The sequence below is a fragment of the Pseudomonas sp. 15A4 genome (assembly GCF_016925575.1).
Taxonomy (GTDB): domain Bacteria; phylum Pseudomonadota; class Gammaproteobacteria; order Pseudomonadales; family Pseudomonadaceae; genus Aquipseudomonas.
This window is the reverse complement of sequence record NZ_CP068986.1, coordinates 3,864,035-3,888,550: the sequence shown is the minus strand read 5'-3', so window position 1 is coordinate 3,888,550 and position 24,516 is coordinate 3,864,035. Positions and strand designations below refer to the sequence as shown.

The following is a 24,516-nucleotide window of genomic DNA, read 5'->3' as shown; positions in this document are numbered from 1 at the left end:
CGCGCCTCACTCACCGGCCAGTTCCCCCAGGGTGATGGGCTTGATCGGCGGACGAATGCGGTAGTAACCCACTTGGGCCGCCGACACGCCGCGAGCCTGGGCGATCACTTCCGTCACCGTCAGTCCGCACATCCTGCCCTGACAGGGACCCATGCCACAGCGCCCAAACGATTTGGCCTGGTTGGGGCCGGCGCAGCCCAGGGCGACAAACTTGCGCAGGTCCCCCGCCGTGACTTCCTCGCACCGGCAGACGATGACCTCATCGGCGGGGATGCGGTTGGCTTCCTTCGGCTGATACAGCGCATCGAGAAACGGCCGGATGCGCAGGTTCAACGCCAGCTTCTCGCGCAATGCATCGGCTCGCTGATCACGCTGACTCGCATCCAGCGTGCCCAGCCGTCGGGCAATGCCCAGCGCCGCCAACTCGCCCTGCAGGGCCGCGGCCTGAGCCCCGCCGATGCCGGCACCGTCACCGGCGACGAACACCCCCGGCACGTCAAGCTCACCCCAGGGATCGATCACAGGGCTGAAGCACAGTTGGTCCACATCCCAATGATGCCGTGCACGCAACGACTGACTGAATTGAATGTTCGGCACTACGCCTTGATGCAGCAGTATGCAGCGCGCGGCGATACGCTGAGCCTGGCCGCCCACGGTGAAGGTCAACGCAGTGGCGGCTTCGTCACCCTCGATCGCCAGTTGCTCGGCGCCGGTGTGGTGCGGGATGCGCGCGCTGCGCAGACTGCGCATCAGCTCCAGGCCCTTGCGCAAATACGGCCAGGCACGCAACGCTGCGAACAGATGCCGCCGTGCGCGCCAGTAATCTTCGGGGCGCGTGGTGTCGACCAAGGCCTTGATCGGCACGCCCGCGCGCAGGTATTGCCAGCCCAGCAGGTACAACAGCGGGCCGCACCCGGCCAGTACCACCGGCTCGGTCGGGGCGAGCCCTGCGCTTTTCAGCAGAATCTGCGCGGCGCCTGCGCTCATCACGCCGGGCAAGGTCCAGCCCGGAATCGGAAACGGCCGTTCCATCGCCCCGGTCGCAAGCAACACCGCCTTGGCCTGCAGCGTGCGCAGACGTCCTTCACGCAAGTAGCTGACCTGGTGATCCCGGGTCACTTGCCAGACTGCCGCGCCTTTTTCATAGCGCACCGATGAGGACGCCAGGGCCTGAGCCAGCACGTTGCCATGGGCGTAATCCGCGCCGAGCAGGTCTCGTCTGGACAGCGGCGCGAGGGTGATGCCGCGATAGATCTGACCGCCCGGGCTGCCCTGCTCGTCCAGCAACACCACCTGCAACCCGAGCCCGGCCAGGGCCACGGCGCCTGCCATGCCGGCGGCACCTGCGCCCACGACGACCACGTCCACAGCGTCCACGCCACCGCCAAAATGATCATTCATGACTGCACCTCGACGGTCTGCACACTGGCGGTTTGCTCATTGCCGGTTTGCACGTTGCCGGCCTGAAAAATCAGGTCCCGTGCGCCTTCCTGGGAGCGGATGCGCATGCCCTCCGCCACTTCGATCAGGCAGCTCTGGCGATTGGGCACGCCGTCGATGTCCACCAGGCACTCGAAGCACACGCCCATCATGCAATACGGCGCCCGGGGCGATTCGCTCACCGGTGTCGCGCGAAAACGGTTGATGCCCGACATGAGCAGTGCCGCCGCGACGCTGATGCCCGCCGGCACCTCAAAGGCTTGATCGTTGAAGCTGAGGCTGACAGTTCGCGTCGACCTGACTTCACTCGTGACCGGTTGAAACAGCGGATCAGTGCGCATGGGAAAACCCCTTGTCAGTCAGGAAACGTTCGCCGGCGAACGCGCCGAGCTCGTCAGGCATGGCGCCACCCATCACCCACGGCGCGATGCGCAGGGCGTGGGCAGCGGCCAGGGTCACGCCACTGTGGCAGGTCACCACGAAGGCGCCGGGGTGGCTGGCCGATTGCTGATAAATGGGGAAGCCGTCTGGGCTCAGGACGCGCAGCGCCGCCCAGGCACGGATAAGCCGCACCTCCCGCAACAGCGGAAACGTCGCGACCCCACGCCGGGCGATGGCTTCGAGCACCTGGGTGGAGGTGCTGTCGTCGTAACCCACCTCCTCCATGGAATCGCCCAGCTGAACGGTGCCTTCGTCGGTTTGCCGGACATGGACCGTCGGGTGGTCGAGAAACGGCCGGACCCGCTCGCTCACCAGGACCTGGCCACGATTGGGCGCCACCGGCGCGTGCAGGCCGACTTGCCGGGCCAGCCCTGGATTGCCCAGTCCGGCAGCGAGCACCACTCTTGGCGCGATGAAGCGTTGATGGCCGGCGGTGACGCAGAACTCACCGGTGGCGCCGTCGATGTCATCCACCTGAATGCCGCCGTAAAACCGCGCCCCTTTGGCCTGGGCCGAGGTGTGCAGCGCGCGCAACAGCTTCAATGGATTGACGTGGCCGTCCAGTGGGGTGTAGCTGGCGCCCACCACAGTCGGGCCGATCAACGGCAGGCGCGCTTTGAGCTCAGCGGCGTCGAGCATCTGGAACGGGTAATCGCCAAGGGCGTCCTGCAGGGTTTGCAGACGCGATTGCCGCTCGATCAACTCCTCGTCGTTGAAGCACATATGGAAGCCACCGGGCTGGTGGAGCTGCACGTCCACGCCGCTGTCGGCCATCAGCGCTCGAGCGAAGTCAGGCCAGCGGGTCGCTGACGACTGCGTCCAGCGCGAATAGTCCGGCAAGTCGTGGCCTTTGCCCTGGACCCAGACCAGCCCGAAATTGCCCCGTGAAGCGCGAAACGCATCGTCGCCCTGGTCCAGCACCACGGTGTCGGCGCCGCTGCGGGCCAGGCCGTAAGCGACTGCCGTGCCCACCAGCCCTCCGCCGATGACGATCACGTCCGACTGAATGTCCCTCTGTGTGCCCTGGCTCATTTGCCTTCTCCGATCAACACCCGGTCCAATCCGACCATTCGGTCCAATATCAGCATCAGCAGCAAGGTGCCGACGATCAGCACCGTTGAAACCGCCGTGATAAGAGGGTCGATGGTCTGGGAAATCTGGTTGTACATCGCGACCGGCAGCGTGGTGGTACCGGGGGTTGCGACGAACACGGTCATGGTCAGTTCGTCGAAGCTCTGGATGAATGCGAGCATCCAGCCGCCGACCACACCGGTGCGAATCCGCGGCAGCACCACCCGGTAAAACGCCGTCCAGCGACTGGCGCCCAGGGACAGCGCCGCTTGCTCGATGTCGCGCTCAAGACCGATGGTGGAGGCCAGCGTCAGGCGCAGCGCATAGGGCAGCACGACAATCACATGGGTCAGGGTCAGTGCCCAGAACGAGCCGCCGATCTGTGCCAGGGAAAAGAAGCGCAGGAACGCGATGCCCAGCACCACCGACGGAATCATCAGCGGCGACAGTAGAAACCCGGTCACCGCGCCGCGGCCGGGAAAGTCATAACGGCTGATGGCCAGCGCCGCCGGAATCGCCAGCAGTGCAGCAATGGTCGCCGAGGCCAGGCCGAGTTTGATCGACAAGGCGAAGGCGTCGAGCATTTCCTGGTTGTCCGCCAGAGCCCGAAACCAGCGCAGTGACAGGCCGTCAGTGGGCAGCGACAGGTAGCCCTTGCTGGTGAACGCCATGGCCATCACCACCACCAGCGGCGCGACGATGAAGGTGACGAACAGGGCATGGAACAGCAGCGAGAAAAATCCGTTCTTGTGCATGGTCGGCTACTCGAAGACTTGCTTGAACCGGCGCTCGGCCAGTTTGCTGCAACCCAGAATGATGATCAGATTCGCCAGCAGCAGGAGCATCGCGATGGCCGCGCCGAGGGGCCAGTTGAGGGTGCCGAGGAACTCGTCGTAAGCGGCCGTGGCCACCACTTTCAGGCGCCGACCGCCGATGATCGCCGGGGTGGCGAAGGCCGAAGCGGCCAGGGCGAAGACGATGATCGAGCCGGACAAAACGCCGGGCATGATCTGCGGCAGGATGATCCGGCGGAACACCGTCAGCCGCGACGCGCCGAGGGACAGGCCCGCCCATTCGACCTGAAGGTCCAGCCGTTGCAGGGTTGCCCAGACCGCAATGACCATGAACGGCACCAGCACATGGGTCAGCGCAATGATTACACCGAGCTGGGTGAACAGCATTTTCACCGGTTGATCGGTGATGCCCAGGGCTTGCAAGGCATCGTTGATCAGGCCGTTGTTGCCCAGCAGAATCGCCCAGCCCAGGGTCCGCACCACCACGGAAATCAGCAGCGGCCCCAGCACCACCAGCAGGAACAGCGACCGCCAGCGCGGTGCCATGCGCGCAATGATGATGGTTTCCGGAATGCCCAGCAGCACGCACAAAACCGTGACGGCCAGCGCCATGCCGCCGGTGCGCAGGAAAATCTCGTGAAAGTAATCGTCCTTGAACACCTCCAGGTAATTGCCAAGGCTGTAGCTCGGCACCACGCCCTCGGTGTCGCTGAACAGGTTCAACGACAGCACGGCGGTCAGCAGCAAGGGCGCCAGCAGCAGCGCGATGAACACCAGTAACGCCGGCCCGCTGAGTAGCCAGGGCGCCACGCCCACCCGTTCGGCGTCATACCTGGCCATGGGCGACCTCCCGGTCCAGCAGACGCAGGTCATCGTCGGACCAGTCCAGCCCGACCTCGCTGCCCTCCTCCGGCGGCGGCGTGCCGAGGTTCGGCAGGGTCATGTGCACCAGCCCCAGGCGGCTTTCCACCGCCATCAACCACAGGTTGCCGAGGAACACCCGCAGCCGGACGCGCCCGGAAAACCGCCCGCTGCCCAGCGCCACCAGACGGATTTTCTCCGGGCGAATGTAGACGTTGACGTCGTTGCCCAGGGCGCGGTCTTCGTGGGGCACGTGCATCAGCGTGTCGTGGACCTGCACGTGGCAGCATCGGTCGTTGCGCAATTGCACCGCGCCGGCAAAGGCGTTGGTCTTGCCGAGGAACGCCGACGCGAAGGGCGAATGGGGCCGCTCGTAGGCTTCGAACGGCGTGTCGATCTGCACGATGCGGCCCTTCTGCATGACCGCGATGCGGTCGCTCATGGTCATCGCTTCGACCTGATCGTGGGTCACCAGAATGGTGGTGATGCCCAGCTCGCGCTGAATCGCCCGCAGTTCGATGTGCATCTCTTCGCGCAGCTTGGCGTCAAGGTTGGACATCGGCTCGTCGAGCAGCAGCAGGTTCGGCCGGATCGCCAGGGCGCGGGCAATCGCCACCCGCTGGCGCTGGCCGCCCGAAAGCGCTTTCGGGTAGCGCTCACCGAGGCCGGCCAGCCGCACCAGGTCCAGTGCCTCGTCGACCCGCTTGCTGCGCTCGGCCTTGGGCACGCCGCGCATTTCCAGGCCGAAGCTGATGTTCTGCGCCACGGTCATGTGCGGAAACAACGCATAGCTCTGGAAGACGATGCCCAGCCCGCGCTGTTCGGGGCGCACGTGGGTGATGTCACGGCCGTCGAGAACGATCCGGCCTTCGGTGGGCTGCACGAAGCCTGCGATGGATTGCAGCGTGGTGGTCTTGCCGCACCCGGACGGGCCGAGCAAGGCGATGAACTCGCCATGCCGGACTTCCAGGTTCAAACCGTCAATGGCCCTGAACGTGCCGTAGGTCTTGACGATGCCTTCAAGGGTAAGAAATGCCATGGGCGTGCCACGCAGGCGAACCTGCGTCTCCAGAAGGATGCTGGGGAAGATCGGCGCGAGCGTCGATCAGCGACTGTCGATCAGCGAAAGGGATCGGTGACGCTATCGCTCGACGGTGCGGTTCCAGCGCGTGGTCCACTCGCTGCGCTGCTGGTTGATGGTTTCCCAATCGACCTTGATCAGCGCGTTGACCTTCTCCGGCCCGTACGGCATGCGCGCGGCGACGTCGTCCGGCAGCTTGACGGTCTGGTTCACCGGCGCAAAACCATTCTCCCGCGCCTGGATTTCCTGCACTTCAGGTGACAGCACGTACTGAATGAACGCCTGGGCCAGTTCGGATTGCGCGTTGGGGGTCACGCTGCACGCGGCGACCTGCAGTGCGATGCCGCCTTCCTTCGGGTAGATGAATTTGAGCGGGAAGCCGGTGCCCTGCAACGCCACGGCCCGACCGCTGCCGTACACCGCCATGACGATGTCGCCGTTCTGCATCATGCCGTCCATCTCGCCCGGCGCCGACACCCACGCCAGCACGTTGGGGCCGATTTCATCCTTGAGCGCCTTGAAGCCGGGGTCGATGTTTTTTCGCCGCCGCCCCTCAGCCGGGCCATTTCCACCAGCGTGTGCAGGCCGTAGGTATTGGTCACCGGCGGCATGCCGAGCAGTTGCTTGAAGCGCGGGTCGGTGAGGTTTTCCCAGGAATCCGGTGCCGCCCAGCCGCGTTTCTTGAACGCGTCTTCGTTGTAGCCGATGCCGGTGGCCACCACGCCAATCCCCGTGGCTTCGGGGCTCAGCCGGGCCAGCGGATAAAGGTCCTTGTAGACCGGCGCGTCGCTGAGCTTTTCGCACAGGCCCATCTGCAACGCCTGGTACATCGGGCCGTCGTCCATCATCGCGACGTTGATCTGCTGACGGCCCTTCTGCGCCTGCAGCTTGGCCAGGGTCTCCGTGGAGTTGCCGGCGACGTAGACGACTTTGACGTTGTGCTGTTTTTCGAAGGCCGGGATGACGCGGTTCTTGTACATCTGCTCGGTAGAGCCGCCGACCCCGGCCACGTACAGCGTGGTCTCGGCGAAGGCCGGCGTGCTACCCATTGCTGCGAGCGTCAGGGCAATAGCCACGGCATTGCGATGGAAGGGACGAAACGGTCGTGCTGCTGAGGGAAGGTCAAGGCTATTCACAGACTATCTCCGAAGTGCGTGGGGCAGATCGAACAATGCGTCAGTCGCTTCGGCGTGAACCGAGGCCGTGCATGCAGCGTGCATGCTCCCGGCGAATCCATCGCGGGGTGGCGCATCTTCATGTGCGCTATGGGTGGCTGGTTCGAGTATTGCGACGGCCCCTCCATATGGTCAAATACGGATATCCGCCTTAGTTATTCATATTTGATATGGAGCGCGCCGTGAACCTGAGACAGATCGAAGCCTTCCGCAGCGTCATGCGCCTGGGCTCCATGACCGCTGCCGCGGAGGTGCTGTTTACCTCTCAGCCCAACATCAGCCGGCTGATCGCCCAGCTGGAACTGAGCACCGGGCTGACCCTGTTCAAGCGCGCCGGCGTGAGGTTGATTCCGACCCAGGAGGGGCAGGCGTTTTTTCAGGAGGTCGAGCGCGCCTATGTCGGGCTGGACAGCCTCAAGCTGTCGGCGAAGAACATCCGCAACCTCGGCACGGGGCGCTTGCGGGTGGCGGCGGTGCCGTCGACCGGGCTGAGCATGATTCCCCGGGTGCTGAAAGCGTTCACCGAGACGCGACCGGAGCTGACCGTGTCCCTCCACGTGAACTCCTCGCCCACTGTGGAGCAGTGGGTGAAGTCCCAGTTCTGCGACGTGGGGATTGTGGTGCACCCCGGCGATGTCGACAGCCAGCAGATCGAGATGCTCAGCGAAGTGGCGGCGGTCTGCGTGCTGCCGGCGGCTCATCCATTGGCAAGCCAAAAAGAGATCACCTTCACCGACCTGGAGGGCGAAACCTTCGTTTCGCTGTGCCACGGCGACGGCACCCGTGCGCTGGTCGACGGCCTGTTCGAGCAGGCGGGCGTGGAACGGGTCATGACCGTGGAGGCGCAGTACAGCGCGATCAATTGCGAGATGGTGGCACTGGGCATGGGCATCACCCTCGCCCACCCGCTGGTGGCCCGGGATTATCGCCATCGCGATATCGTCATCCGCCCGTTCGTGCCGCAGATACTCTTCCCCACCTACGTCATGTGGGCCCCGGCCCAGACGCGGACAAAATTGTCCGAAGAGTTCGTTGATACGCTGAAAGCGTTCTACCGGGACATCGTTTTTTAGGGCTGAATGCGGTTGCTTTGCGGGAGCGCCGCTGCTTGGTGATGCGACATATGCGGCATGGTAGGACCGAATATCTCTGGTAGGACCGGCTTCAGCCGGGAACAGGACAGTGTGAGCGGCACATATTCAGCGGTGTGACATCCGCCGCGTTCCCGGCTAAAGCCAGTCCTACAGGGTGACCGCATATCCCTAGTAGGACCGGCTTCAGCCGGGAACAGGCCGGTGTGAGCACCCAAGAATTTGCGGGATGCCATCACAAAAAGGCCGTGACGCACAACGGCGTCACGGCCTTTCTCACACATCAGTCAAATCAGTCCAGACGAAACGCAATCACGCTGTCACCCAACGTGGTACCGAGCGAGCCGTGCCCGCCGGCCGAGATGACGACGTATTGCTTGCCGTCGCTGCCCAGGTAGGTCGAAGGCGTCGCCTGGCCGCCCGCGGGCAGCTCCGTCTCCCAGAGCACGTCGCCGGTGTTGATGTCGTACGCGCGGATGAAGTTGTCCGCCGTGGCACCATGGAACACCACGCCGCCTGCCGTCACCAGCGGACCGCCGTGGGCGACCATGCCCATCGGGAAGCCGATAGGGAAGCGGCCCGGCAGGAACGAGGTCTTGAGGTTCTGAGTGGTGCCGGTCCGGCGCATCCACTCGGTTTTGCCGGTGGTCAGGTCAACCCCGACCATGCGGCCCCACGGTGGCGCAATGCACGGTACGCCCAGCGCCGAGGCGAACTGCTTGATGCGAATCGCGTAGTCGCCGTTGAAGTTCTCGTTCCAGTACGGCGTGCCGTCCTGGGTGAACAGCCGTTTCTCGGCGGTTTCCGGGGTGCGCTTGATCAGGTGATAGGTGTAGGCCAGACGCACCGGCGCGGCGATCAGAATCTGCCGATCCGGGTCGACCGCCACTGAGCCCCAGTTGAACGCCCCGATGTTGCCCGGGAAGATCAGCGACCCCTGCTCGGTACTCGGCGTCCATGGATTGCCGTCGTAGCGCAGCGTGTTGAAGGTCGTGCGGCAGGACATCTGATCGAACGGCGTCAGGCCCCACATCGACTTCTCGCTCAGCGGTTCCGGGATGAAATTGATCTTCGACACCGGCTGGGTCGGCGCGAAATGCTCGCCCGGCACGCCGCCCTGGGTCGACACCTTGACCTGATCGACCGGGAAAATCGGTTCGCCGGTCAGCCGGTTCAGCACAAAGATGTTGCCCACTTTGGTCGGCAACAGCAGAGCCGGTTGCTGGCTGCCCTCCTTGCCCACGTCCATCAAGGTCGGCTGCGACGGGTTATCTCGGTCCCAGAGGTCGTTGTTCGAGGACTGGAATTTCCACTTGAACGCACCGGTGTTCAGGTCCAGCGCCACCAGCGTGTCACGGAATTTTTCCGTGTTGCTGTTCGGATCACGGTTGATGCCGAGTTCGTCCGGCGAGGCGTTGCCGAACGGCACAAACACCAGGCCATTTTTCATGTCGGCGCTCAGCGTGCCCCATGCCACTGGCGTGTCCTGCGGGTAGTTCTGGTCGGCTGCGATCGGTTGGGTCACCTCAGGATGGGCCGGATCGAAATTCCACACCAGCTTACCGGTCACGGCGTTGTAGGCACGGATCACACCCGACGGGTTGCCGTCGTTGTAGCCGTTGTCCATCACCGAACCGCCGACGATGACCAAGTCGCCGGCGATCAGCGGCGCGGCGGTCTGCATCAGTGCATGGGGACGGATCTCGCCCATGTTAGCGCTGAGATCGACCACGCCGTTGTTGCCGAAATCGCTGCACAGTTTGCCGCTGTCGGCGTCGAGGGCTACCAGCTTCGCGTCAGTCGTGGCGGTGAGGATGCGTTTGGCGCACTGGCTCGGCGAGGCACCGACCGCAGCCGTTGCGGCCGGCGCGTAGTAACTGACCCCACGGCAGGTCTGATGCTGCTGCAGGTAGGAGCGGTTCTTCTCCGGCGCCCACTTCCAGTCCAGCGTGCCGGTTTCAGGGTTCAGCGCGTGCACTTCGTTGTGTGCGGTGCAGACATAGACCCGGTTGTTGACCTTCAACGGCGTGGCTTCGAAGGTGTACTCACCGGCGTCTTTGGCGGCATCGCGCAGATCGCCGGTGTGGTATTCCCACGCCACCGAGAGCTTCTTCACGTTGCCCGCATTGATCTGGTCGAGGCTGGAGAAACGCTGACCGTCGTTGGTGCCGCCGTAAGCGACCCAGTCATTGCCGGCTTCGCCCGTGCTGCGCGCTGCCTGCGGGGTGTCGATCTTGCTCGCCACCGGGTACGGGTCGTAGAACATCACCGCCAGCACGATCAGCATCATCACGCCCACGGTGCCACCCAGAAACGGGTGGAAGCGGCGCGTGTCGCCCGGGTTCTGCGCCCTGTACAGCGGACGCACCACCCACGGCAGCGCCAGCCAGAGACCCAGCAGCGCGAACAGGTCGCCGCGCGGAATCCACTGCCATTTGTCGAAGCCGACCTCGTAGAGGATCCAGATCAGAATCGCCCACATCAGCAGCGCATACACCGTCAGCGCCGACTTCTTTTTCAGCATCATCAGCACCGCCGAGGCCAATACCGCCAGGGCGATAATCGAGTACGCCGCCGAGCCGCCGGCGGCCACCAGTTGCGCACCCATGTACAACAAGGCAATGGCGAAAATCGCCATCACCACCCCAGTCACTCTCAAGATCATTGTTGGTTTTCCGTGTGGGGGCCGGTGATGGCGCCCGGGTGGGAAGTGGGCGAAAGCGGGAGGTCCGAGCCACCCGTTCGCAAGCGTTCCCGCCCATATTAACGCCCACACCCCGCGCCCCGGAAAACTTTGTTACACCTTTGCAAGCGTCTAGCGCAGGGCTTGTGGGGCACCGGCGCCGTTCAACAGCTGCATCTGCTGACGATAATCGTCGGTGACCTGGCGCGCCTGGCTGCTGCTGTTGATGACCCGCGGGGTGATCAGCACCAGCAACTCGGTGCGGTCTTTGGATCTGCTGCGATTGCCGAACAACCAGCCCAGCCCGGGCACCCGGCCCAGATAGGGCACGGCGCTGACGCTGTCACTGTTGTCCTGCTTGATCAGCCCGCCGAGCAACACGGTCTGCCCGCTTTGCGCCGCCACCTGGGTCGACACCGAGCGCGTCGAAATGCGCGGGTTGCCGTTCACCGTCACCGTGCCGTCGGCGTCGCTGACCTGCTGCTGAATGTCCATGTACACCAGCCCGCCCGGGTTGATGCGCGGCACGACATTGAGGATCACGCCGGTCTGCAGGTACTCGACGCTGCTCAGGGTGGTGTTCGAGACGCCGGTGTTGACCGTCGTCTGACTGATGGGGATGTTGTCGCCAACCTGAATCTGCGCGTTTTCGTTGTTCATCACCACCAGCGACGGCGCCGACAGCACCTGGGTGCGGCCGTTGGTTTCCAGGGCATGAATCGCCACTTGCAGGTTGGTGCTGACAAAGGAATAGAACAGCGAATCAGTGGCCCCGAGACCGGCCCCGCCGCCACCGAACGCACCTTGACTGCCGGCGGTGTTGGCGACGGTGGTGCTGGTGGAGTTGCCGGCCAGCCGGCCGAGGTACCACTGAACCCCCTGATCCAGCTCGCCGGTCAGCTTGACTTCGAGAATCCGCGTTTCGATCTGCACTTGCAGCGGCGCATTGTCCAGGCGCTTGATCGCTGCTTCGATCTCCTTCCACTGCGCCGGGCGCGTACGCACCAGCAATTGGTTGCTGCTTTTCTGCGCCGAAATGCGGGTGGTTGAGTCGAGGCCTTTCTGCCCATTACCCGAGGCCGCAGTGGCCGATGAGCTGCTGTCTTCGGCACCGCTGTCACTGCTGGCGTCCGCGTCTTGTTCCGGCTCGTCGTCCGAAGTTGCCGTGCTTTGAAGCCCGCTTTGGGACATCCCGACCTGGCCGCTGCTGTTCAAACCGGCGCTGCCACTCAATCCGCTGCCCGAACCCAGCCCTCCAGAGGTACCGCCAGACGTGCCGCCTGTCAGCGACGACATCGACCGCGTGCGCAATCCCGGCGCCACCTTGGCAGCGCTTTCCTCTTGTACCGCGCCCGTGCCGTAGATCTGCTTGAGGTATTTCGCCAGGTCGGTGGCCTTCATGTTGCGCACGTCGTACACGTACAACTGCGGCTCGTTGCCGCCGCCTTCGTCAATGGTGCGAATCCACGTGCCCACCTCGTTCAGGTATTCCGGCTGGGAAGAAAACGCCACCACCGAGTTGGTCCGCTCAATGGGCAGGAAGCGCACCATCCCTGCCAACGGCATGCCGCTGTCCGGTCCGAACAGCTTCTGCAGCTCCGGCATCAGCTCGCTGACCGAGGCCCGTTGCAGGCCGAACACGCCCACCGACATGCCCTTGAGCCAGTCGACGTCGAAGGTGTCGATGGTCTGCTGATAGTTCGCCAGCTCCTCGGTGGTGCCCGCCAGGCTCAGCACATTGCGCGCCGGGTCCACCAGCAGGAACGCGTTCTCCCGGGCAAATGGCTTGAGCAGTTTCTGCATTTCCGTGGCGGAGATGTAGCGCAGCGGGAACAGCCGCGCCGACAACCCGGCAGACGGCTGGGCCACGGCCATTTCCGGCACCAGCTTGCCGGCAATCGCCTGGCTGGCCGGGAGGATGACGTAGCGATTGCCCTGACGAATCATCGCGTTGTCGGTCCACGACAGCAGGGTCTCCAGAATTGACAGCGCCTGCTGCGGGTTGACCGGCCGGGACGTGGAGAAGCTCACCTCGCCCTTCACCCCTTGGGCAATGGTGTAGCTCTCGTGAAGCATGTCGCCGAGGATGCTGTTGACCACCGCTTCGATGGGCTGGTTGGCGAAGTTGAAGACGATATCGCCTTCCGCCGCCCGGGGCGTTGCGGCTGTCGGCGCCGGTGTTTTCACGAAGCGCTGGGTGCCCCGGATGATCTGCCGTGTGCCGGTAGTCGCCGTTGAGCCGTCCGCAGGATTGGCTTGTGCCTGGACCGGCATTTGCTCGCTGCGCGGGTCGACCGGCCGCCGCTGGGTGCCGGTTCCGTCCAGCGCCTCGCGCAGCATGCCGTTGTCCGGCTCAAGGGCCGTCGGCGCAGTGGTGCAGCCGCTCAAAGCGAAGGCCGCCGCCAGGCACAACAAGGGCGAACGCAGCGTCGCGACGGGTTTCGTGCTAGAGGCACGGCACAGGGAAGGATTACGGGGCAGGTTCATGGAGGTCTTCACGGGAAAGGGAAAGCGGTGGTTGAGTCGACGGCGTTGGCAATCGCAGGCGCCGAACAGTCAGGGTTTCGTTGCGCTCGCCGAGGCCAAACGTGGCGCTCGTCGGGCTGATCGCGCGCAGGGTCCAGCCGTTGGGCAACGGCCCGTTGAGGCGGACTTTCAGCGCCGGGCCGGTGGCCGGTTTGATGAATGCCAGCTGCACCGTGCCGTCGAGCAGCACGCCGGTCAGGGTCAGCCCGCTCAGGCTGGACGCTGCCTGATTGGCAGGCTGTTGCAGGTCCGGACGGCGATCGACGCTGAACAGCGGGGTCTGCCAGCTGTTGGCCAGGCTGGGCAATTCCACGCGCGATAAAGAAGGCGTTTTTGCCACGACGGCCGGGCGATGATTCGGTTCGGCAGGCAGCCAATCCGCCGATTGCCAGGTGCCGTTGAGCACCAGGGCGATCAGCGCCAGCAGTACGAGGGCGACGGCCATCAGCACGCGCTCGACCGTGATCGGGGAGCGCGTCATGGGGCGGCCTGCGCTGGGTCGGTTTGATCGGCCGTTGCCTTCGAAGCAACCGGCTGCAGATAGCCGCGAATCAGCAGTTGCACAGTCAGTCGCCCTGCCCCGCCTTTGCCCGGCGCATTGCTCGCGCGACGCACGCTCATGTGATCGATGAACAGCAACGGCCGCTGATATTCCAGCCCGTGCAACACCGCCATTAGCGGCTCAATGGCGCATTCCAGGGTGACGCTGACCTTGACCTGGCGGAACGGCTCGCTGCCGTCCTGCTCCGGGGTAATCGGCATCCGTTGAGTGAGCGTGCAGCCGGCGCCTTTCGCGCCTTGGGCCATGATGACGTCCGCGACGTGCTGCATGAGATCGGCGGCAACCGCGCTCGGGTCTTCGCCGGTCAACAGGCTCGCGCTGCTGGCCGGGTCCTGCTCGGCGCGTTCCAGCGCTGCGCTCAGGCTTTCGCGCTGTTGCACAAGGCCAGCGTAGCGCTGCTGTTGGGACCTGAGCTGCTCGGTCTCTTCGCCCATGTCCCGCAGCGGGCCGGCGAACCAGCTGTCGATGAGCAGCCAGTAGCCTGCGCCCATCACCAGGGCGAGGACGATCAACGCAGCGCCGCGACGCTCACGGGGCGTCAATTCACGGGGTATCAGCGTTCGGCGCATCGGCGGCCTCCTGATGCAAGCGTGCGTGGAGGGAAAAGCGCTCTTTGCCGCTGTCGGCGTCGGGCTGGATGACGCCCTGAAACTGCGGGTTTTCCAGGCTGGGGCAGTCTTTCAAATGGCTGATCAGCGCACTGGCGCGCACGCTCTGGCCGGAAAACGACGCGTCGTCAGCATCGATTTCCAGTTGCTCCAGCCAGGTGTCGTCGGGCAGGCAGGCGGTCAATTCACTCATCAGCGCAGCCATGGTCGGGCGTGCGGCCTTGTGCCGGGTCAGGTAATCGGCGGCGCCGAGGGTGTTGGTCAGTTGCTGACGAAGCTGCTGAACCTGGGCTACCTGGTCTTTCAGCGATAGCACCGTCGCCCGCATGCCTTCCAGGCGTTGCTGACGATCGTGCAGCCACAGGCCCATCAGCGTGACGAGCAGCACGGCGCATAAGCCGACAAGCACACGACGCCGGCCCCCGCCCCGGCGGTGGTTTACCGGTCGCGCGGACTCGGGCAGCAGATCGATCCCCAGCGGCGTGCCGTCCTCTGAGCAGACGTCCACCCGTTGCGGCGTCAGGCCCTGGGCGGCGCACTCCGCCAGAATCGCGTGCATGCGCTCGCGGAGGACGGCGATCAGGGTGATCTTCAACCCGCCTGCGCTGCGGCCGTCCTGGCGCACGACGTAGAACAATTGATCGCGGGGATACGGCGTGTATTTGTCCAGCTCATAGCCGACCACGGCAGTGAGATCCCGCGCGGCCGCTGTCGGCAATTGCAGGCGATGGATCATCACCACAGCGGTCGGCAGCATCAGCACATGGCGGGCGCTGGCCTGGATTTCAGGCGTGGGCGTCACGATCGGCCAGCGATGGGTCTGCACGGCTACTTGGGGCCTGAGCCGATGACGCCACCGCGCCGGCACGCAACCGCGCAATTCGGCCAGCCAGCGCTGCCAGACACCTTGCGCCACGCTGCCCTGCCAGCGCCGTTCAACATTAGCTTGGTACGCCCGAAGCGACGCAGGAACTGAAAAGAGTGAATTCATTCTTGCCAACGCAGCACCCGATACGGCTGAGCGTTACCCTCCGATGGGGACAGTAGAACGGTGGTCTGAAGCCGGGCGATGACGCCATCCGGCAGTTGTGCCTGGCTGTCGATGCTCAGCACGCTGCCGGGGTCGGTGCCCGTGGCTGTCTGTTTTGGCAGGTCCAGGGCGCTGCGCAGCAACGGCGAGGCGAATGCGGCGTCCGGCCGCAACAGCCCGCTCCACAGCGTCACTTCCGGTGCCATGCGCTGATAAAGGCGTTGGGTCATGCCCGGAACCTGGCGCAGTTCTTCGATAACCCGCAACGGCGCGGCGCTGCCGTCGCGACGCGCTTCTAAGGCACGGCCCAGGCGGATCGCCTCGTCGCGATCGGCGCCGCAGGCCTGGGCGACCCGGGTGATGTCCTCGTTGCTGGCCGCATTCAGATCGAGCTTGCCGCGCTCGCTGCTGACGCTGAGCACAATCCGCGCGTCGTCGAATGCCAGCGGCACGGCGCGGCCATCGGCGATCCAGCGCGGTCGGTGATTCCCGTCCACCAATGCCTGCAACGCCAGATTCATGCCGGCCTGGGCGGCCAGCAGCGCCTGGGTATGCTGTCGCTGCCATAACGCCTGGCGCGTTTCGAGCTGTACCCAGCCGGCCAGACCGCCGAGCAACAGGCTCAGCGTCGCCAATGCCCAGAGCACCAGCAACAGGGCCACGCCGCGCTGCCGATTCATTGCCCGCCTCCCGCAGCTGACGCAGCACCGGAAGCCCCGCCGGACAGGTCCAGGCGCAGGGCGACCACTTCGCCGGGCCAGTTCACCGGGCCGTCCATCTGCACCTCGACGCGCACGGCGTGAGGCAAACGGTTGGGCCACGGCCATTCATTCAGCCAGCCGGTGGCCTCACCTTTTGGCGTCATGCCGCGATAGCTCAAAGTCAAGCCTTTGACGCCGTGAAGCAGCACCTGCGGCTCGCCCCAGGCGCGCAATACATTGTCCTGGACCTGGGCGAACGCGATCTGCAAGCGACGGTCCGCTGGCGGACCGGACACTTCCACGGTGTGCCGCTGAATGCCGCCCCCAGGTTGCCCGGCAGGGTCGCTGCAAACTGCATGCGTTGCGCCGTACCCACGAACAGCCCGGCGCCGGAATGGTCGTTTTCCGACAGATCCAGCGGCAGCGCCTGGCTGATGGCCTGACGCAGAAAACTTTGGGCAGCCCGCCGCTCATCCAGGCGTGAGATGTAGTGATCGGCCTTGATCACCGCCCGATTCGCCCCCACCAGCGCGCCGCCGACCAATGTCAGCAGCACCGCTAGCAGGCTCAGCACGATCATGATTTCCAGCAGTGTGAAACCGGCTTGGCGTTTGCTCATTGGGTGCTCGTCCTGGTCGGACTGACCAGCCGCAGGGTGCTGAACCGCGCCTCACGCCGGCCTTCGCTGACGATCACATTCACCCGCAACATTCGCGGCTGGCCGGCGGCGGTGGGCAACGCCCAGACGTTCATTGCCCATGCAATGCCATCGTCCATCACGCCATTGCTCAGCCCCGGTTGCAAGGCGCCGACGGCCTGATCATCGAGCACCGAACGCGCCGCCTGGCTGAGCCGGTCCGCGCGATCAACCTGCTGCAACGAGCGAGCGCTTTGCCCGAACGCCATCAGCAGCACGCCACTGCACAGGGCCATGACCACCAGCGCGGCGAGCATTTCCAGCAGCGTGAAACCGGCCTGACCGATGTGGGCCTTCATGGCAACGCGCGGCTCTTGACGCTGCCGGTCAGCCAGCCAACGTCGATGCGCCAACGCCGCTCGCCCTGGACCACCAGCAGATTGCCGCCGCTGGAACTGCCGTCCGGGTAAAACGCAAACGCTGCATTCAGCTCCGCCGCCGTGTTCAGCTGCACACCGACCTCGGCGGGCCATTGCTGGGGCCGTTTGCCGGGGGCCTGAAAGGTGCGGCGGTCGAGATCAAATGAAGTCTCGCGGGGCTGGCCACTGATGATCGCCGCGCTGCGCGTCGTGCGCAGGGCCTGGACCATTTGCCCGAGCAACTGGCGATCGGCGGCTTGCTGCAAACCCTTGTGCAAGCCGAACCCGACCACGCCGATGCCGATGCTCATCAAGACGATGACCACCAGTAACTCCAGCAGGGTAAAACCCCGGCTTGCCCCAGGTGCGTTCATGCTCGCCGGTTACTCCCAGTTGCCCAGGTCGGCGTTGTAGCCTTCGCCGCCGGGCTGGCCGTCCTGACCGAAGAAAATCAGGTCGAACGGGCCGTGCTGACCCGGAAAGCGATAGCCGAAGGCGTGACCGAAGGGGTCCTTGAGGTCTGAAGGCTTGGCGTACGGCCCGGCCCAGCCTGAGGCGTTGGCCGGTTTTTCGACCAGTTGCTGCAGGGTTTTCGGCGGCGAACCCAGGTCCAGGCCGTAGCTTTCGATCTTCATGCTCAGGCTCGCCAACTGCGCCTTGCCGGCGCCGTACTTGCCCTTGTCGACGTTGCCGCCGACTTGACGCACGACGATGGTCGCAACGATGCCCAGCAGCACGATGACCGCGAGCATCTCCAGCAGGGTAAAGCCGCGCTGGCGGCGGGTGACAGCGGTGAACGGCGTGCGGCGCATCGGTCTGGTTCTCTGTTTGAAAGGGGTTGGGCTTCAAATATTGCTGGTCAGGCTCATCAGCGGCAGCATGATGGCCAGCATGATCACCGCCACCAGCACCGCCATGACCACGGTCAGGGTCGGCACCAGCGCGGCGAGCATGCGGTCGATGCCGCGTTTGGCCTCGACGTCGAACACGTCGGCCACCTTCAGCAACATGGTGTCCAGTTCGCCGGCCTGTTCGCCGACTTCGATCATTTGCAGGGCCAGGTCCGGCAGCAGCGGTTGCTCGCCGAACGCACTGGCCAGGGTGCCGCCGCCTTTCACCGATTCACTGGCCTGCTCGACCTGCTGCTGCAACGCTCGGTTGCTGCAGACTTGCCGGGCGATGACCAGCGCCTGCAACAGCGCCACGCCGTTGTTCAGCAAGGTGCCGAGGGTGCGCGCCAGCCGGGCCGCTTCGATGCGCTGCAGCAACGGGCCGATCACACGCATGCGCAACAGACGCCGGTCACGTCGCAAGCGCCGTTGCGGATCGCGGGCGCGCAACGAGATGCCCCAGATCAGCGCGATGCTGCCGGCCAGCAGCATCAGCCCGTAGTCACTGAGGAACTGCCCGAGCCAGAGAATCGCCTGGGTGATGAAGGGAATCGGCACGCCGAGGTCGCGGAAGATCGGCAAGAATTGCGGCACGACATACGCGAGCAGCAGCGCCAGGGAGCCGAGCACGCCGACCACCAGAAACGCCGGGTAGATCAGCGCGTTGATCACCTCGCCGCGCAGCATCTGGCTGCGCTCCAGGTACTCGCTGAGCTGACGCAGGGTGTTTTCCAGCGCGCCGCCGGCTTCCCCGGCGCGGACCATGCTGATGTACAGAGGGGAGAACTGCCGGCCCTCTTCTTCCAGCGCCACGGACAGCGGCTTGCCGGCCTTGACCTGCTCGCGAATGCGCTCGATCAGCGCGCGGGTCTGAATCTGGTTCCGGGACTGGCCGGGTTGGCGCAGCAGAATGGTCAGCGAGCGTTCCAGCGGCTGGCCGGCACCGAGCAGGGTCGCCAGTTGCTGGGTGAAGCTCATCAGCGCGGCGCCGCTCAATGCGCCGCGGCCGAGGGCCTGACGCAGACCGCCCAGATTCGACGGGTCGATCTGCAGGACCATCAAGCCGCGCTTGTGCAGCAAGGCGATGGCGGCGTCACGGTCGGCGGCGTCCAGCAAACCATTTTGCTCAGCGCCCTGTGCGTCCAGCGCGCGGTATTTGAACGGGGTCATGTCATTCGCCTCGGGTCACGCGCAGGACTTCTTCGAGCGAGGTAATCCCCGCCACCGCCTGCCGCAAACCCTCCTCGTGCAAGGTGCGCAACCCGGCGCGCCGCGCGGCGTGCTCAAGGGTCGAGGCATCGGCGCGGCTCATCAGCAGGCTGCGCAGTTCTTCGTTCATCACCAGCAATTCAGTGATTGCACTGCGGCCGCGATAACCGCCGCCCGGCGCGTCGCTGCGCGGGCGGTAGAGAAGAATCGGACGCTCGTCGGTGAAGCGCTCCAGCTCGTGTTCGTCGATCAGCGCCTGAGGGGCTTCGAAGGCTTCGCGGGTGAGCGGATCGAGGCGGCGCACCAGGCGCTGGGCGAGAATGCCGTTGACCGTCGAGGCGATGAGGTAGCTCTCGACACCCATGTCCAGCAAGCGCGTGATACTTGCCGCCGCGCTATTGGTGTGCAGCGTCGACAGCACCAGGTGCCCGGTCAGCGAAGACTGAATGGCGATGCGGCAGGTTTCCAGATCGCGCATTTCACCGATCATGATCACGTCCGGGTCTTGCCGCACGATGGAGCGCAGCGCCCCGGCGAAGTCCAGGCCGATGGCCGGCTTGACCTGAATCTGGTTGATCCCTTCGAGCTGGTATTCCACCGGGTCTTCGACGGTGATGATCTTGCGTTCGGCGGTGTTGAGCCGCGACAGCGCGGTGTAGAGCGTGGTGGTTTTGCCGGAGCCGGTCGGCCCGGTCACCAGCAGAATGCCGTGGGGCCGTTCGAGCACCGCCAGAAAGGCATCGAGGCGCTCGCCGTCGAAACCCAGGCTGGGGAAGTCGAAATTGATGGTCTGCCGATCCAGCAGACGCATGACTACCGACTCGCCGAAACTGGTGGGCACCGTGCTCACACGCAGGTCCAGCTCCTTGCCCTGAATCCGCAGCATGATCCGGCCGTCCTGGGGCAAGCGCCGTTCGGCAATGTCGAGGCGCGCCATGATTTTCAGCCGGGAGATCACCGCTGCCGAGGAACTGGACGGCGGCGCTTCGGCTTCGTGGAGCACGCCGTCGATGCGATAACGCACTTTCAGCTGGCTCTCGAAGGGCTCGATGTGAATGTCCGAGGCGCGCTGCTCGACGGCCCGCTGCAGGATCAGGTTGACCAGGCGTATCACCGGTGCTTCCGAGGCCAGGTCCTTCAGGTGTTCGATGTCTTCGGGCGAGCCGTTGCTGTCGTCGAGGGATTCAATCAGCGTGCCGATGGCGCTGCGGCCCTGGCCGTAATAGCGCTCGATCAGCGTGTCGACGTCATTGCGCGAACCGATCGACAGCCACACCGGCACCTGACAGCAATAGGCAATGGCTTCAAATGCATAGGGCTCGCAGGGGTTGGCCGACACCACGTGCAGACCGTCTTCACGCCACGCCAGGGGCACGACCTGGAAATGCCGCATGAAGCGCTCGGTCAAGGCCGGCAACGGATCGAGCATGTCGGCCGCAGCGTCGAGTGTCACAAGCGGCGTCTGCAGCAGCGCCGCCCAGGCCCGGGCCATCTCGTTTTCCGAGACCAGCCCCAGGCGAGTCAGCAAGGCCAGCAGCCCGGCGCCTTCGGATTCAGCCATCAGCCGCCGCGCCCGCTCCAGATCAGCAGCCTTCAGCCCGGCGTTCGTCGACAGCCACGCGCAGACCTGCTCGGCGTCCGGAATCTTCAGTTGTCTGGCGTCGAGCGGGTTGAGCGGCATGGTGGCTAGAGGTCTGGATGGATAAGGCTTGGATGGATAACGGTGTACGGCGTTGACTAATTAATAACGGAGTCGGACTGTTTAATAGCGCCCACGCGTTATAGGCCGTGAGCAATTAATCCCACGGCTGTCATACAGGTGACGTTGAACTTTAGTTCATCTAACGGCTTATTAGCGGACCACGGATTGCAATTAGCCGCCAAAGTTGGCGAGTGTGCGTCGACAACTAAGGCGGCTATGCAGTCGTCTGATTGGTCGAGGATTCCTCAGCGCGGAGAGAGCTTACCAGCAAGCTAAACCTAATAGCAATTAGGTTTTTGACATTGCAATTAAAATACATGAATACTCATTTTCCTAGGCCTTTTCCGCTATAGACGGCGGTCTTATTGGTGGTTTATTGCGCTAAACAGCATCTATCCGCTCACCCCTCAACGCCAATCACCGCTACAAGGCCGCGCTACACGTGCCTTTTCGATCACCGGTCGTCTAATTAAAAAATAATCTTGCAAACGCTGAACTAATCAGTAGATTCCCCGGACTTAACGTTCGTCCTGTTCCCCTCTGGACGGGTTTGCACGTTTATTTAATTTCCACACCCCATCAATCGAGAAACAATCGATGAATAGACCCCTGCTGTCTGTTTGCAGCGTCGTGCTTTTCGGCGCCTGCAGTTTTGCTGCTGTTGCGGCGGACTCTACGTCCAGTCAAAACGCAACTTCTGCAGAAACCGTTCGCGCCCAGGTTGAAAAACAGCGCGACCAGCTTTCTGGCGTCGACAAGGTAGCCGTGCCGACCACCAAGACCTCCTCTGCGGTGCTTGATGCTCCCGTCGACACCGGTGATGCGCCGGTACTGGTGCAAAAGCCATGACCGACCGCCACAACATCACGAACTGCCACCCGCCCACGAGGACGTTGCCCTTGTCAGCTTTCAAACAGACCATGGCGTTGAGCCTGCTGGCCATCAGCGTCGCCCAGGCCACCCTCGTTCACGCCGCCACGCCGATGACGGGCAACGAGGTTGAAGCCCGCGTTGGCGCGGTGCTCGACAACATGAACATCTCGGAGAAGATCAACTTCACCCGGGTTGACGACGGCCACATGATCCCCCGCCTGCCCAAGTGGGGCATGGAAGGCACCATCGCCTACGACTCGTCGATGGGTGTGCACGTCAACAACGCCACGTTCGGCGCGCAATACCCGGCGCAGTCTGCCCTGGCCGCGACCTGGAGCATCAACCGCGCCAAGGAATTCGGTCTGGCAATCGGTTACGAAACGCGGATCTCCGGCGGTCAGCAAATGCTCTCCCCGGGCGTTAACCTGTACCGCACACCGTTTGGCGGTCGCTCTGCCGAATACGTCAGTGGCGAGGACCCGTTCCTTGGCGCCGTCATGGGCCCGGCCATTGCCAACGGCATCCAGGCCCAGGGCATTCAGGCAGCGGGCAAGCATTTCCTGGCCAACGAGCAGGAAGCCAACCGTCACTACGTGAACATCAAGGCCGACGAGCGCACCTTGCGCGAGCTGTATCTGCCGGGTTTCGAATCGCTGGTCAAGAACGCCAACGTCGCGTCGATCATGTGCGGCTATAACAAGATCAACGGCGATTACGCCTGTGAAAACCATCATTTCCTGACCGAAGTGCTCAAGGGTGAATGGGGCTATCAAGGCAACGTAATGAGCGACTTCAACTCGGTGCAGGATGCGTTCAAAGGCGCCTGGGCCGGTACTGACATCGACATGCCGTCAGGCCTGCAATTCACCGAAGCCAAGCTGCTGCCTTACCTCTGGAGCGGTCAGCTGACCCAGAACGTCATCGACGACAAGGTCAAGCGCAACCTGCGCGCGCTGGTGAGTTACGGTTTCGACAAGCAACTGAACAAGGCTCAAACACTTGATCATCCGGAATACGGTCAACGTGCGGCGCTGAACATGGCGCGCGAATCCATTGTCCTGCTGCGCAACGAGAAGACCTCGGCGGGCAAGCCCCTGCTGCCGCTGGCACGCGATGCGAAGATTGCCGTGATCGGCGACCTGGCCCTGCAGCCGCCGACTTCCCCATTCGGCACGCCTAACTCGCCACCGAACACCTACGTCACCGAACTTAGCGGCCTGCAGCAGTTGGCCTCGAAGGGCGCCAACGTCGAGTACCTGCGCGAGATGAGCCTCAATCCCAAAGCATCCGTCTGGTATCAGCCGAGCACCGGGCAGAACGGCATCAGCAACACTGGTGTGAAGGCCGAGTACTTCTCCAACACCGAGCTGGCCGGTTCTCCTGCCGCGACCCGCGTCGAGCCGGGCGTCAATCTGAGCTGGACCACCAACACCAACACCACCGATAGCGGCGTCACTGCGGTGTCTGGCTTCAACACCACGCCAGGCGCGTTCTCCGCACGCTTCACCTCGAAGATCAAGCCGAGCATTTCCGGCGAGCAGGTCTTCAAAGTGCGTGCCGACGGTGCATTCAAGTTGTGGGTCAACGACGAACTGGTGCTGGAAAACGACGGCACTCAGAAGTCCTTCGACCTGATCAACGCACTGGTCACCTCCGGCAAAACCGCGCGACTGCAAGCTGGCAAGGAATACACGGTCAAGCTGGAATACCGTCGCCTGCAAGGCAACTTCACGCCGGTATTGGGCGGCATGGCGGGCGTTCAAATGAGCTGGGCGTCTCTGCGTCCACCGAAGGACCTGTCCAAGTACGATGCCGTGGTGATCGCTGCCGGTACCAATTTCGAGTACGAAGGCGAGTCCAACGACCACGACTATGCGTTGCCTGAGTACCAGTCCGACCTGATCACCTACGCCACCAAGGCCAACCCCAACACCGTGGTGGTCTTGCACAGCGGCGGCGCGCTGGACATGCAGCCGTGGGCGAACAAAGTGGGCGCCAGCCTGCACGCCTGGTTCCCGGGTCAGCAAGGCGGTCAGGCTCTGGCCGAGATTCTCTATGGCAAGGTCAACCCGTCGGGCAAATTGCCGATCACCATCGACAAGAAGATCGAGGACAACCCGAGCTACCCGTCGTACTCCGATCCCAAGCAGTACCTGGGTGACAACGCGCTGACCGAGATGAACTACAGCGAAGGCATCTACCTGGGCTATCGCGGTTATGACAAGAAGCACGCCAAGCCGCTGTATCCGTTCGGCTACGGTCTGTCCTACACCACGTTCGACTACAGCAACCTGAAGCTGTCGACCAACGTGATGGCGCCGGGCAGCACGATTGACGTGAAATTCACCGTGACCAACAGTGGTTCCCAGGCAGGTTTCGAGGTGGCACAGCTTTACGTGCACCCGGCAAATCCGGCCGTCGATCGTCCTGAGAAAGAGTTGAAGGGCTTCACCAAGGTTTACCTGCAACCGGGCGAAAGCAAGACCGTGAGCATCCCGATCGATTCGCGCTCCCTGGCGTACTACGTCGAGAAGACCGACAGCTGGGATGTCGACGCCGGCAAGTTCAAGATCCTCGTAGGCCCGGATTCCGAAGACCTGCCGCTGGATCGCACCTTGATCACGCTGTTCCCGGAACACCTGACCACCCGCGACAGCAACCCGCTGCCGTCACCACTGCGCAAAGCAGTACAGGTCAGCACCGCCCAGACCTACTAAGCCGC

General features: G+C 63.9%; 22 protein-coding genes and 1 pseudogene. 3 read left to right on the top strand and 20 right to left on the bottom strand.

From position 1 onward, the window contains the following. Positions 1-6: 6 nt before the first annotated feature. The 8 genes from JN403_RS17160 to JN403_RS25805 all read right to left on the bottom strand — a co-directional run bounded on the left by JN403_RS17160 (position 7) and on the right by JN403_RS25805 (position 6,764). Positions 7-1,401, bottom strand: a complete 1,395-nt coding sequence (locus JN403_RS17160; RefSeq protein WP_205483395.1) for an NAD(P)/FAD-dependent oxidoreductase — start codon at positions 1,399-1,401, stop codon at positions 7-9. Beyond that, positions 1,398-1,781 carry a (2Fe-2S)-binding protein gene (locus JN403_RS17155; RefSeq protein ID WP_205483393.1) on the bottom strand — a complete coding sequence of 128 codons (384 nt, stop codon included), beginning with the start codon at positions 1,779-1,781 and terminating at the stop codon, positions 1,398-1,400. Before JN403_RS17155 ends, JN403_RS17160 begins: the two co-directional genes overlap by 4 nt. Then, entirely contained in the window at positions 1,771-2,913 is a 1,143-nt protein-coding gene (locus JN403_RS17150) for an FAD-dependent oxidoreductase (RefSeq protein WP_205483391.1), read from the bottom strand. The genes JN403_RS17155 and JN403_RS17150 overlap by 11 nt, the downstream gene beginning before the upstream one ends. After that, the gene (locus tag JN403_RS17145; RefSeq protein WP_122537028.1) at positions 2,910-3,707 is read right to left on the bottom strand and encodes an ABC transporter permease; all 798 of its coding nucleotides are present in this window, start codon (positions 3,705-3,707) and stop codon (positions 2,910-2,912) included. The genes JN403_RS17150 and JN403_RS17145 overlap by 4 nt, the downstream gene beginning before the upstream one ends. Before the next feature lie 6 nt (positions 3,708-3,713). Further along, on the bottom strand, positions 3,714-4,586 hold the full coding sequence (locus JN403_RS17140; RefSeq protein WP_205483389.1) for an ABC transporter permease: 873 nt from the start codon (positions 4,584-4,586) through the stop codon (positions 3,714-3,716). After that, the gene (locus JN403_RS17135; protein WP_205483387.1) at positions 4,573-5,646 is read right to left on the bottom strand and encodes an ABC transporter ATP-binding protein; all 1,074 of its coding nucleotides are present in this window, start codon (positions 5,644-5,646) and stop codon (positions 4,573-4,575) included. The genes JN403_RS17140 and JN403_RS17135 overlap by 14 nt, the downstream gene beginning before the upstream one ends. Positions 5,647-5,748: 102 nt before the next feature. Beyond that, complete coding sequence (locus JN403_RS25810; RefSeq protein WP_275900166.1) at positions 5,749-6,177, bottom strand: extracellular solute-binding protein; 429 nt, start codon at positions 6,175-6,177, stop codon at positions 5,749-5,751. Beyond that, the gene (locus JN403_RS25805; protein WP_275900165.1) at positions 6,135-6,764 is read right to left on the bottom strand and encodes an extracellular solute-binding protein; all 630 of its coding nucleotides are present in this window, start codon (positions 6,762-6,764) and stop codon (positions 6,135-6,137) included. The genes JN403_RS25810 and JN403_RS25805 overlap by 43 nt, the downstream gene beginning before the upstream one ends. A gap of 281 nt (positions 6,765-7,045) precedes the next feature. Between JN403_RS25805 and JN403_RS17125 the strand changes: the two genes are divergently transcribed. Next, entirely contained in the window at positions 7,046-7,936 is an 891-nt protein-coding gene (locus JN403_RS17125; protein WP_205483385.1) for a LysR substrate-binding domain-containing protein, read from the top strand. A gap of 310 nt (positions 7,937-8,246) precedes the next feature. On the opposite strand, the gene JN403_RS17120 is transcribed toward JN403_RS17125, so the two are convergent. The 12 genes and pseudogenes from JN403_RS17120 to gspE form a co-directional block, all read right to left on the bottom strand. Beyond that, positions 8,247-10,619: a membrane-bound PQQ-dependent dehydrogenase, glucose/quinate/shikimate family gene (locus tag JN403_RS17120; RefSeq protein ID WP_205483384.1), complete on the bottom strand. Its 2,373-nt coding sequence runs from the start codon at positions 10,617-10,619 to the stop codon at positions 8,247-8,249. Positions 10,620-10,769: 150 nt separating this feature from the next. Continuing rightward, entirely contained in the window at positions 10,770-13,124 is a 2,355-nt protein-coding gene (gene gspD / locus JN403_RS17115) for a type II secretion system secretin GspD (protein ID WP_205483383.1), read from the bottom strand. Next, on the bottom strand, positions 13,108-13,644 hold the full coding sequence (locus JN403_RS17110; RefSeq protein ID WP_205483382.1) for a general secretion pathway protein GspN: 537 nt from the start codon (positions 13,642-13,644) through the stop codon (positions 13,108-13,110). The genes gspD and JN403_RS17110 overlap by 17 nt, the downstream gene beginning before the upstream one ends. Continuing rightward, the gene (gene gspM / locus JN403_RS17105) at positions 13,641-14,279 is read right to left on the bottom strand and encodes a type II secretion system protein GspM (protein ID WP_205487450.1); all 639 of its coding nucleotides are present in this window, start codon (positions 14,277-14,279) and stop codon (positions 13,641-13,643) included. Before gspM ends, JN403_RS17110 begins: the two co-directional genes overlap by 4 nt. Then, positions 14,269-15,324, bottom strand: coding sequence for a type II secretion system protein GspL (locus tag JN403_RS17100; protein ID WP_205483381.1), 1,056 nt, complete (start codon positions 15,322-15,324; stop codon positions 14,269-14,271). Before JN403_RS17100 ends, gspM begins: the two co-directional genes overlap by 11 nt. Beyond that, complete coding sequence (locus JN403_RS17095) at positions 15,321-16,043, bottom strand: type II secretion system protein GspK (protein WP_205483380.1); 723 nt, start codon at positions 16,041-16,043, stop codon at positions 15,321-15,323. Before JN403_RS17095 ends, JN403_RS17100 begins: the two co-directional genes overlap by 4 nt. After that, positions 16,040-16,683, bottom strand: a pseudogene (locus JN403_RS17090) (prepilin-type N-terminal cleavage/methylation domain-containing protein). The gene JN403_RS17095 and the pseudogene JN403_RS17090 overlap by 4 nt, the downstream one beginning before the upstream one ends. Further along, positions 16,680-17,060: a type II secretion system protein gene (locus tag JN403_RS17085; protein WP_205483378.1), complete on the bottom strand. Its 381-nt coding sequence runs from the start codon at positions 17,058-17,060 to the stop codon at positions 16,680-16,682. Before JN403_RS17085 ends, JN403_RS17090 begins: the two are co-directional and overlap by 4 nt. Beyond that, positions 17,057-17,494, bottom strand: a complete 438-nt coding sequence (locus tag JN403_RS17080; RefSeq protein ID WP_205483377.1) for a GspH/FimT family pseudopilin — start codon at positions 17,492-17,494, stop codon at positions 17,057-17,059. The genes JN403_RS17085 and JN403_RS17080 overlap by 4 nt, the downstream gene beginning before the upstream one ends. A 9-nt stretch (positions 17,495-17,503) precedes the next feature. Then, complete coding sequence (gene gspG / locus JN403_RS17075; protein WP_205483376.1) at positions 17,504-17,932, bottom strand: type II secretion system major pseudopilin GspG; 429 nt, start codon at positions 17,930-17,932, stop codon at positions 17,504-17,506. A 33-nt stretch (positions 17,933-17,965) separates the two neighbouring features. Beyond that, complete coding sequence (gspF, locus tag JN403_RS17070; protein ID WP_205483375.1) at positions 17,966-19,180, bottom strand: type II secretion system inner membrane protein GspF; 1,215 nt, start codon at positions 19,178-19,180, stop codon at positions 17,966-17,968. A 1-nt stretch (position 19,181) separates the two neighbouring features. Continuing rightward, positions 19,182-20,900: a type II secretion system ATPase GspE gene (gene gspE, locus JN403_RS17065; protein ID WP_205483374.1), complete on the bottom strand. Its 1,719-nt coding sequence runs from the start codon at positions 20,898-20,900 to the stop codon at positions 19,182-19,184. Positions 20,901-21,530: 630 nt separating this feature from the next. Between gspE and JN403_RS17060 the strand changes: the two genes are divergently transcribed. Both JN403_RS17060 and JN403_RS17055 read left to right on the top strand, forming a co-directional pair. Then, entirely contained in the window at positions 21,531-21,770 is a 240-nt protein-coding gene (locus JN403_RS17060; protein ID WP_074883835.1) for a hypothetical protein, read from the top strand. Continuing rightward, positions 21,767-24,511, top strand: a complete 2,745-nt coding sequence (locus JN403_RS17055) for a glycoside hydrolase family 3 C-terminal domain-containing protein (protein ID WP_205483373.1) — start codon at positions 21,767-21,769, stop codon at positions 24,509-24,511. Before JN403_RS17060 ends, JN403_RS17055 begins: the two co-directional genes overlap by 4 nt. Positions 24,512-24,516: the final 5 nt, after the last annotated feature.

Excerpts from the sequence above, each read along its gene's own strand:
- JN403_RS17160 (WP_205483395.1), bottom strand. The coding sequence starts at position 1,401 with ATGAATGATCATTTTGGCGGTGGCGTGGACGCTGTGGACGTGGTCGTC.
- JN403_RS17155 (WP_205483393.1), bottom strand. The coding sequence starts at position 1,781 with ATGCGCACTGATCCGCTGTTTCAACCGGTCACGAGTGAAGTCAGGTCG.
- JN403_RS17150 (WP_205483391.1), bottom strand. The coding sequence starts at position 2,913 with ATGAGCCAGGGCACACAGAGGGACATTCAGTCGGACGTGATCGTCATC.
- JN403_RS17145 (WP_122537028.1), bottom strand. The coding sequence starts at position 3,707 with ATGCACAAGAACGGATTTTTCTCGCTGCTGTTCCATGCCCTGTTCGTC.
- JN403_RS17140 (WP_205483389.1), bottom strand. The coding sequence starts at position 4,586 with ATGGCCAGGTATGACGCCGAACGGGTGGGCGTGGCGCCCTGGCTACTC.
- JN403_RS17135 (WP_205483387.1), bottom strand. The coding sequence starts at position 5,646 with ATGGCATTTCTTACCCTTGAAGGCATCGTCAAGACCTACGGCACGTTC.
- JN403_RS17120 (WP_205483384.1), bottom strand. The coding sequence starts at position 10,619 with ATGATCTTGAGAGTGACTGGGGTGGTGATGGCGATTTTCGCCATTGCC.
- gspD (WP_205483383.1), bottom strand. The coding sequence starts at position 13,124 with ATGAACCTGCCCCGTAATCCTTCCCTGTGCCGTGCCTCTAGCACGAAA.
- JN403_RS17110 (WP_205483382.1), bottom strand. The coding sequence starts at position 13,644 with ATGACGCGCTCCCCGATCACGGTCGAGCGCGTGCTGATGGCCGTCGCC.
- JN403_RS17100 (WP_205483381.1), bottom strand. The coding sequence starts at position 15,324 with ATGAATTCACTCTTTTCAGTTCCTGCGTCGCTTCGGGCGTACCAAGCT.
- JN403_RS17095 (WP_205483380.1), bottom strand. The coding sequence starts at position 16,043 with ATGAATCGGCAGCGCGGCGTGGCCCTGTTGCTGGTGCTCTGGGCATTG.
- JN403_RS17085 (WP_205483378.1), bottom strand. The coding sequence starts at position 17,060 with ATGAAGGCCCACATCGGTCAGGCCGGTTTCACGCTGCTGGAAATGCTC.
- JN403_RS17080 (WP_205483377.1), bottom strand. The coding sequence starts at position 17,494 with ATGAACGCACCTGGGGCAAGCCGGGGTTTTACCCTGCTGGAGTTACTG.
- gspG (WP_205483376.1), bottom strand. The coding sequence starts at position 17,932 with ATGCGCCGCACGCCGTTCACCGCTGTCACCCGCCGCCAGCGCGGCTTT.
- gspF (WP_205483375.1), bottom strand. The coding sequence starts at position 19,180 with ATGACCCCGTTCAAATACCGCGCGCTGGACGCACAGGGCGCTGAGCAA.
- gspE (WP_205483374.1), bottom strand. The coding sequence starts at position 20,900 with ATGCCGCTCAACCCGCTCGACGCCAGACAACTGAAGATTCCGGACGCC.
- JN403_RS17055 (WP_205483373.1), top strand. The coding sequence starts at position 21,767 with ATGACCGACCGCCACAACATCACGAACTGCCACCCGCCCACGAGGACG.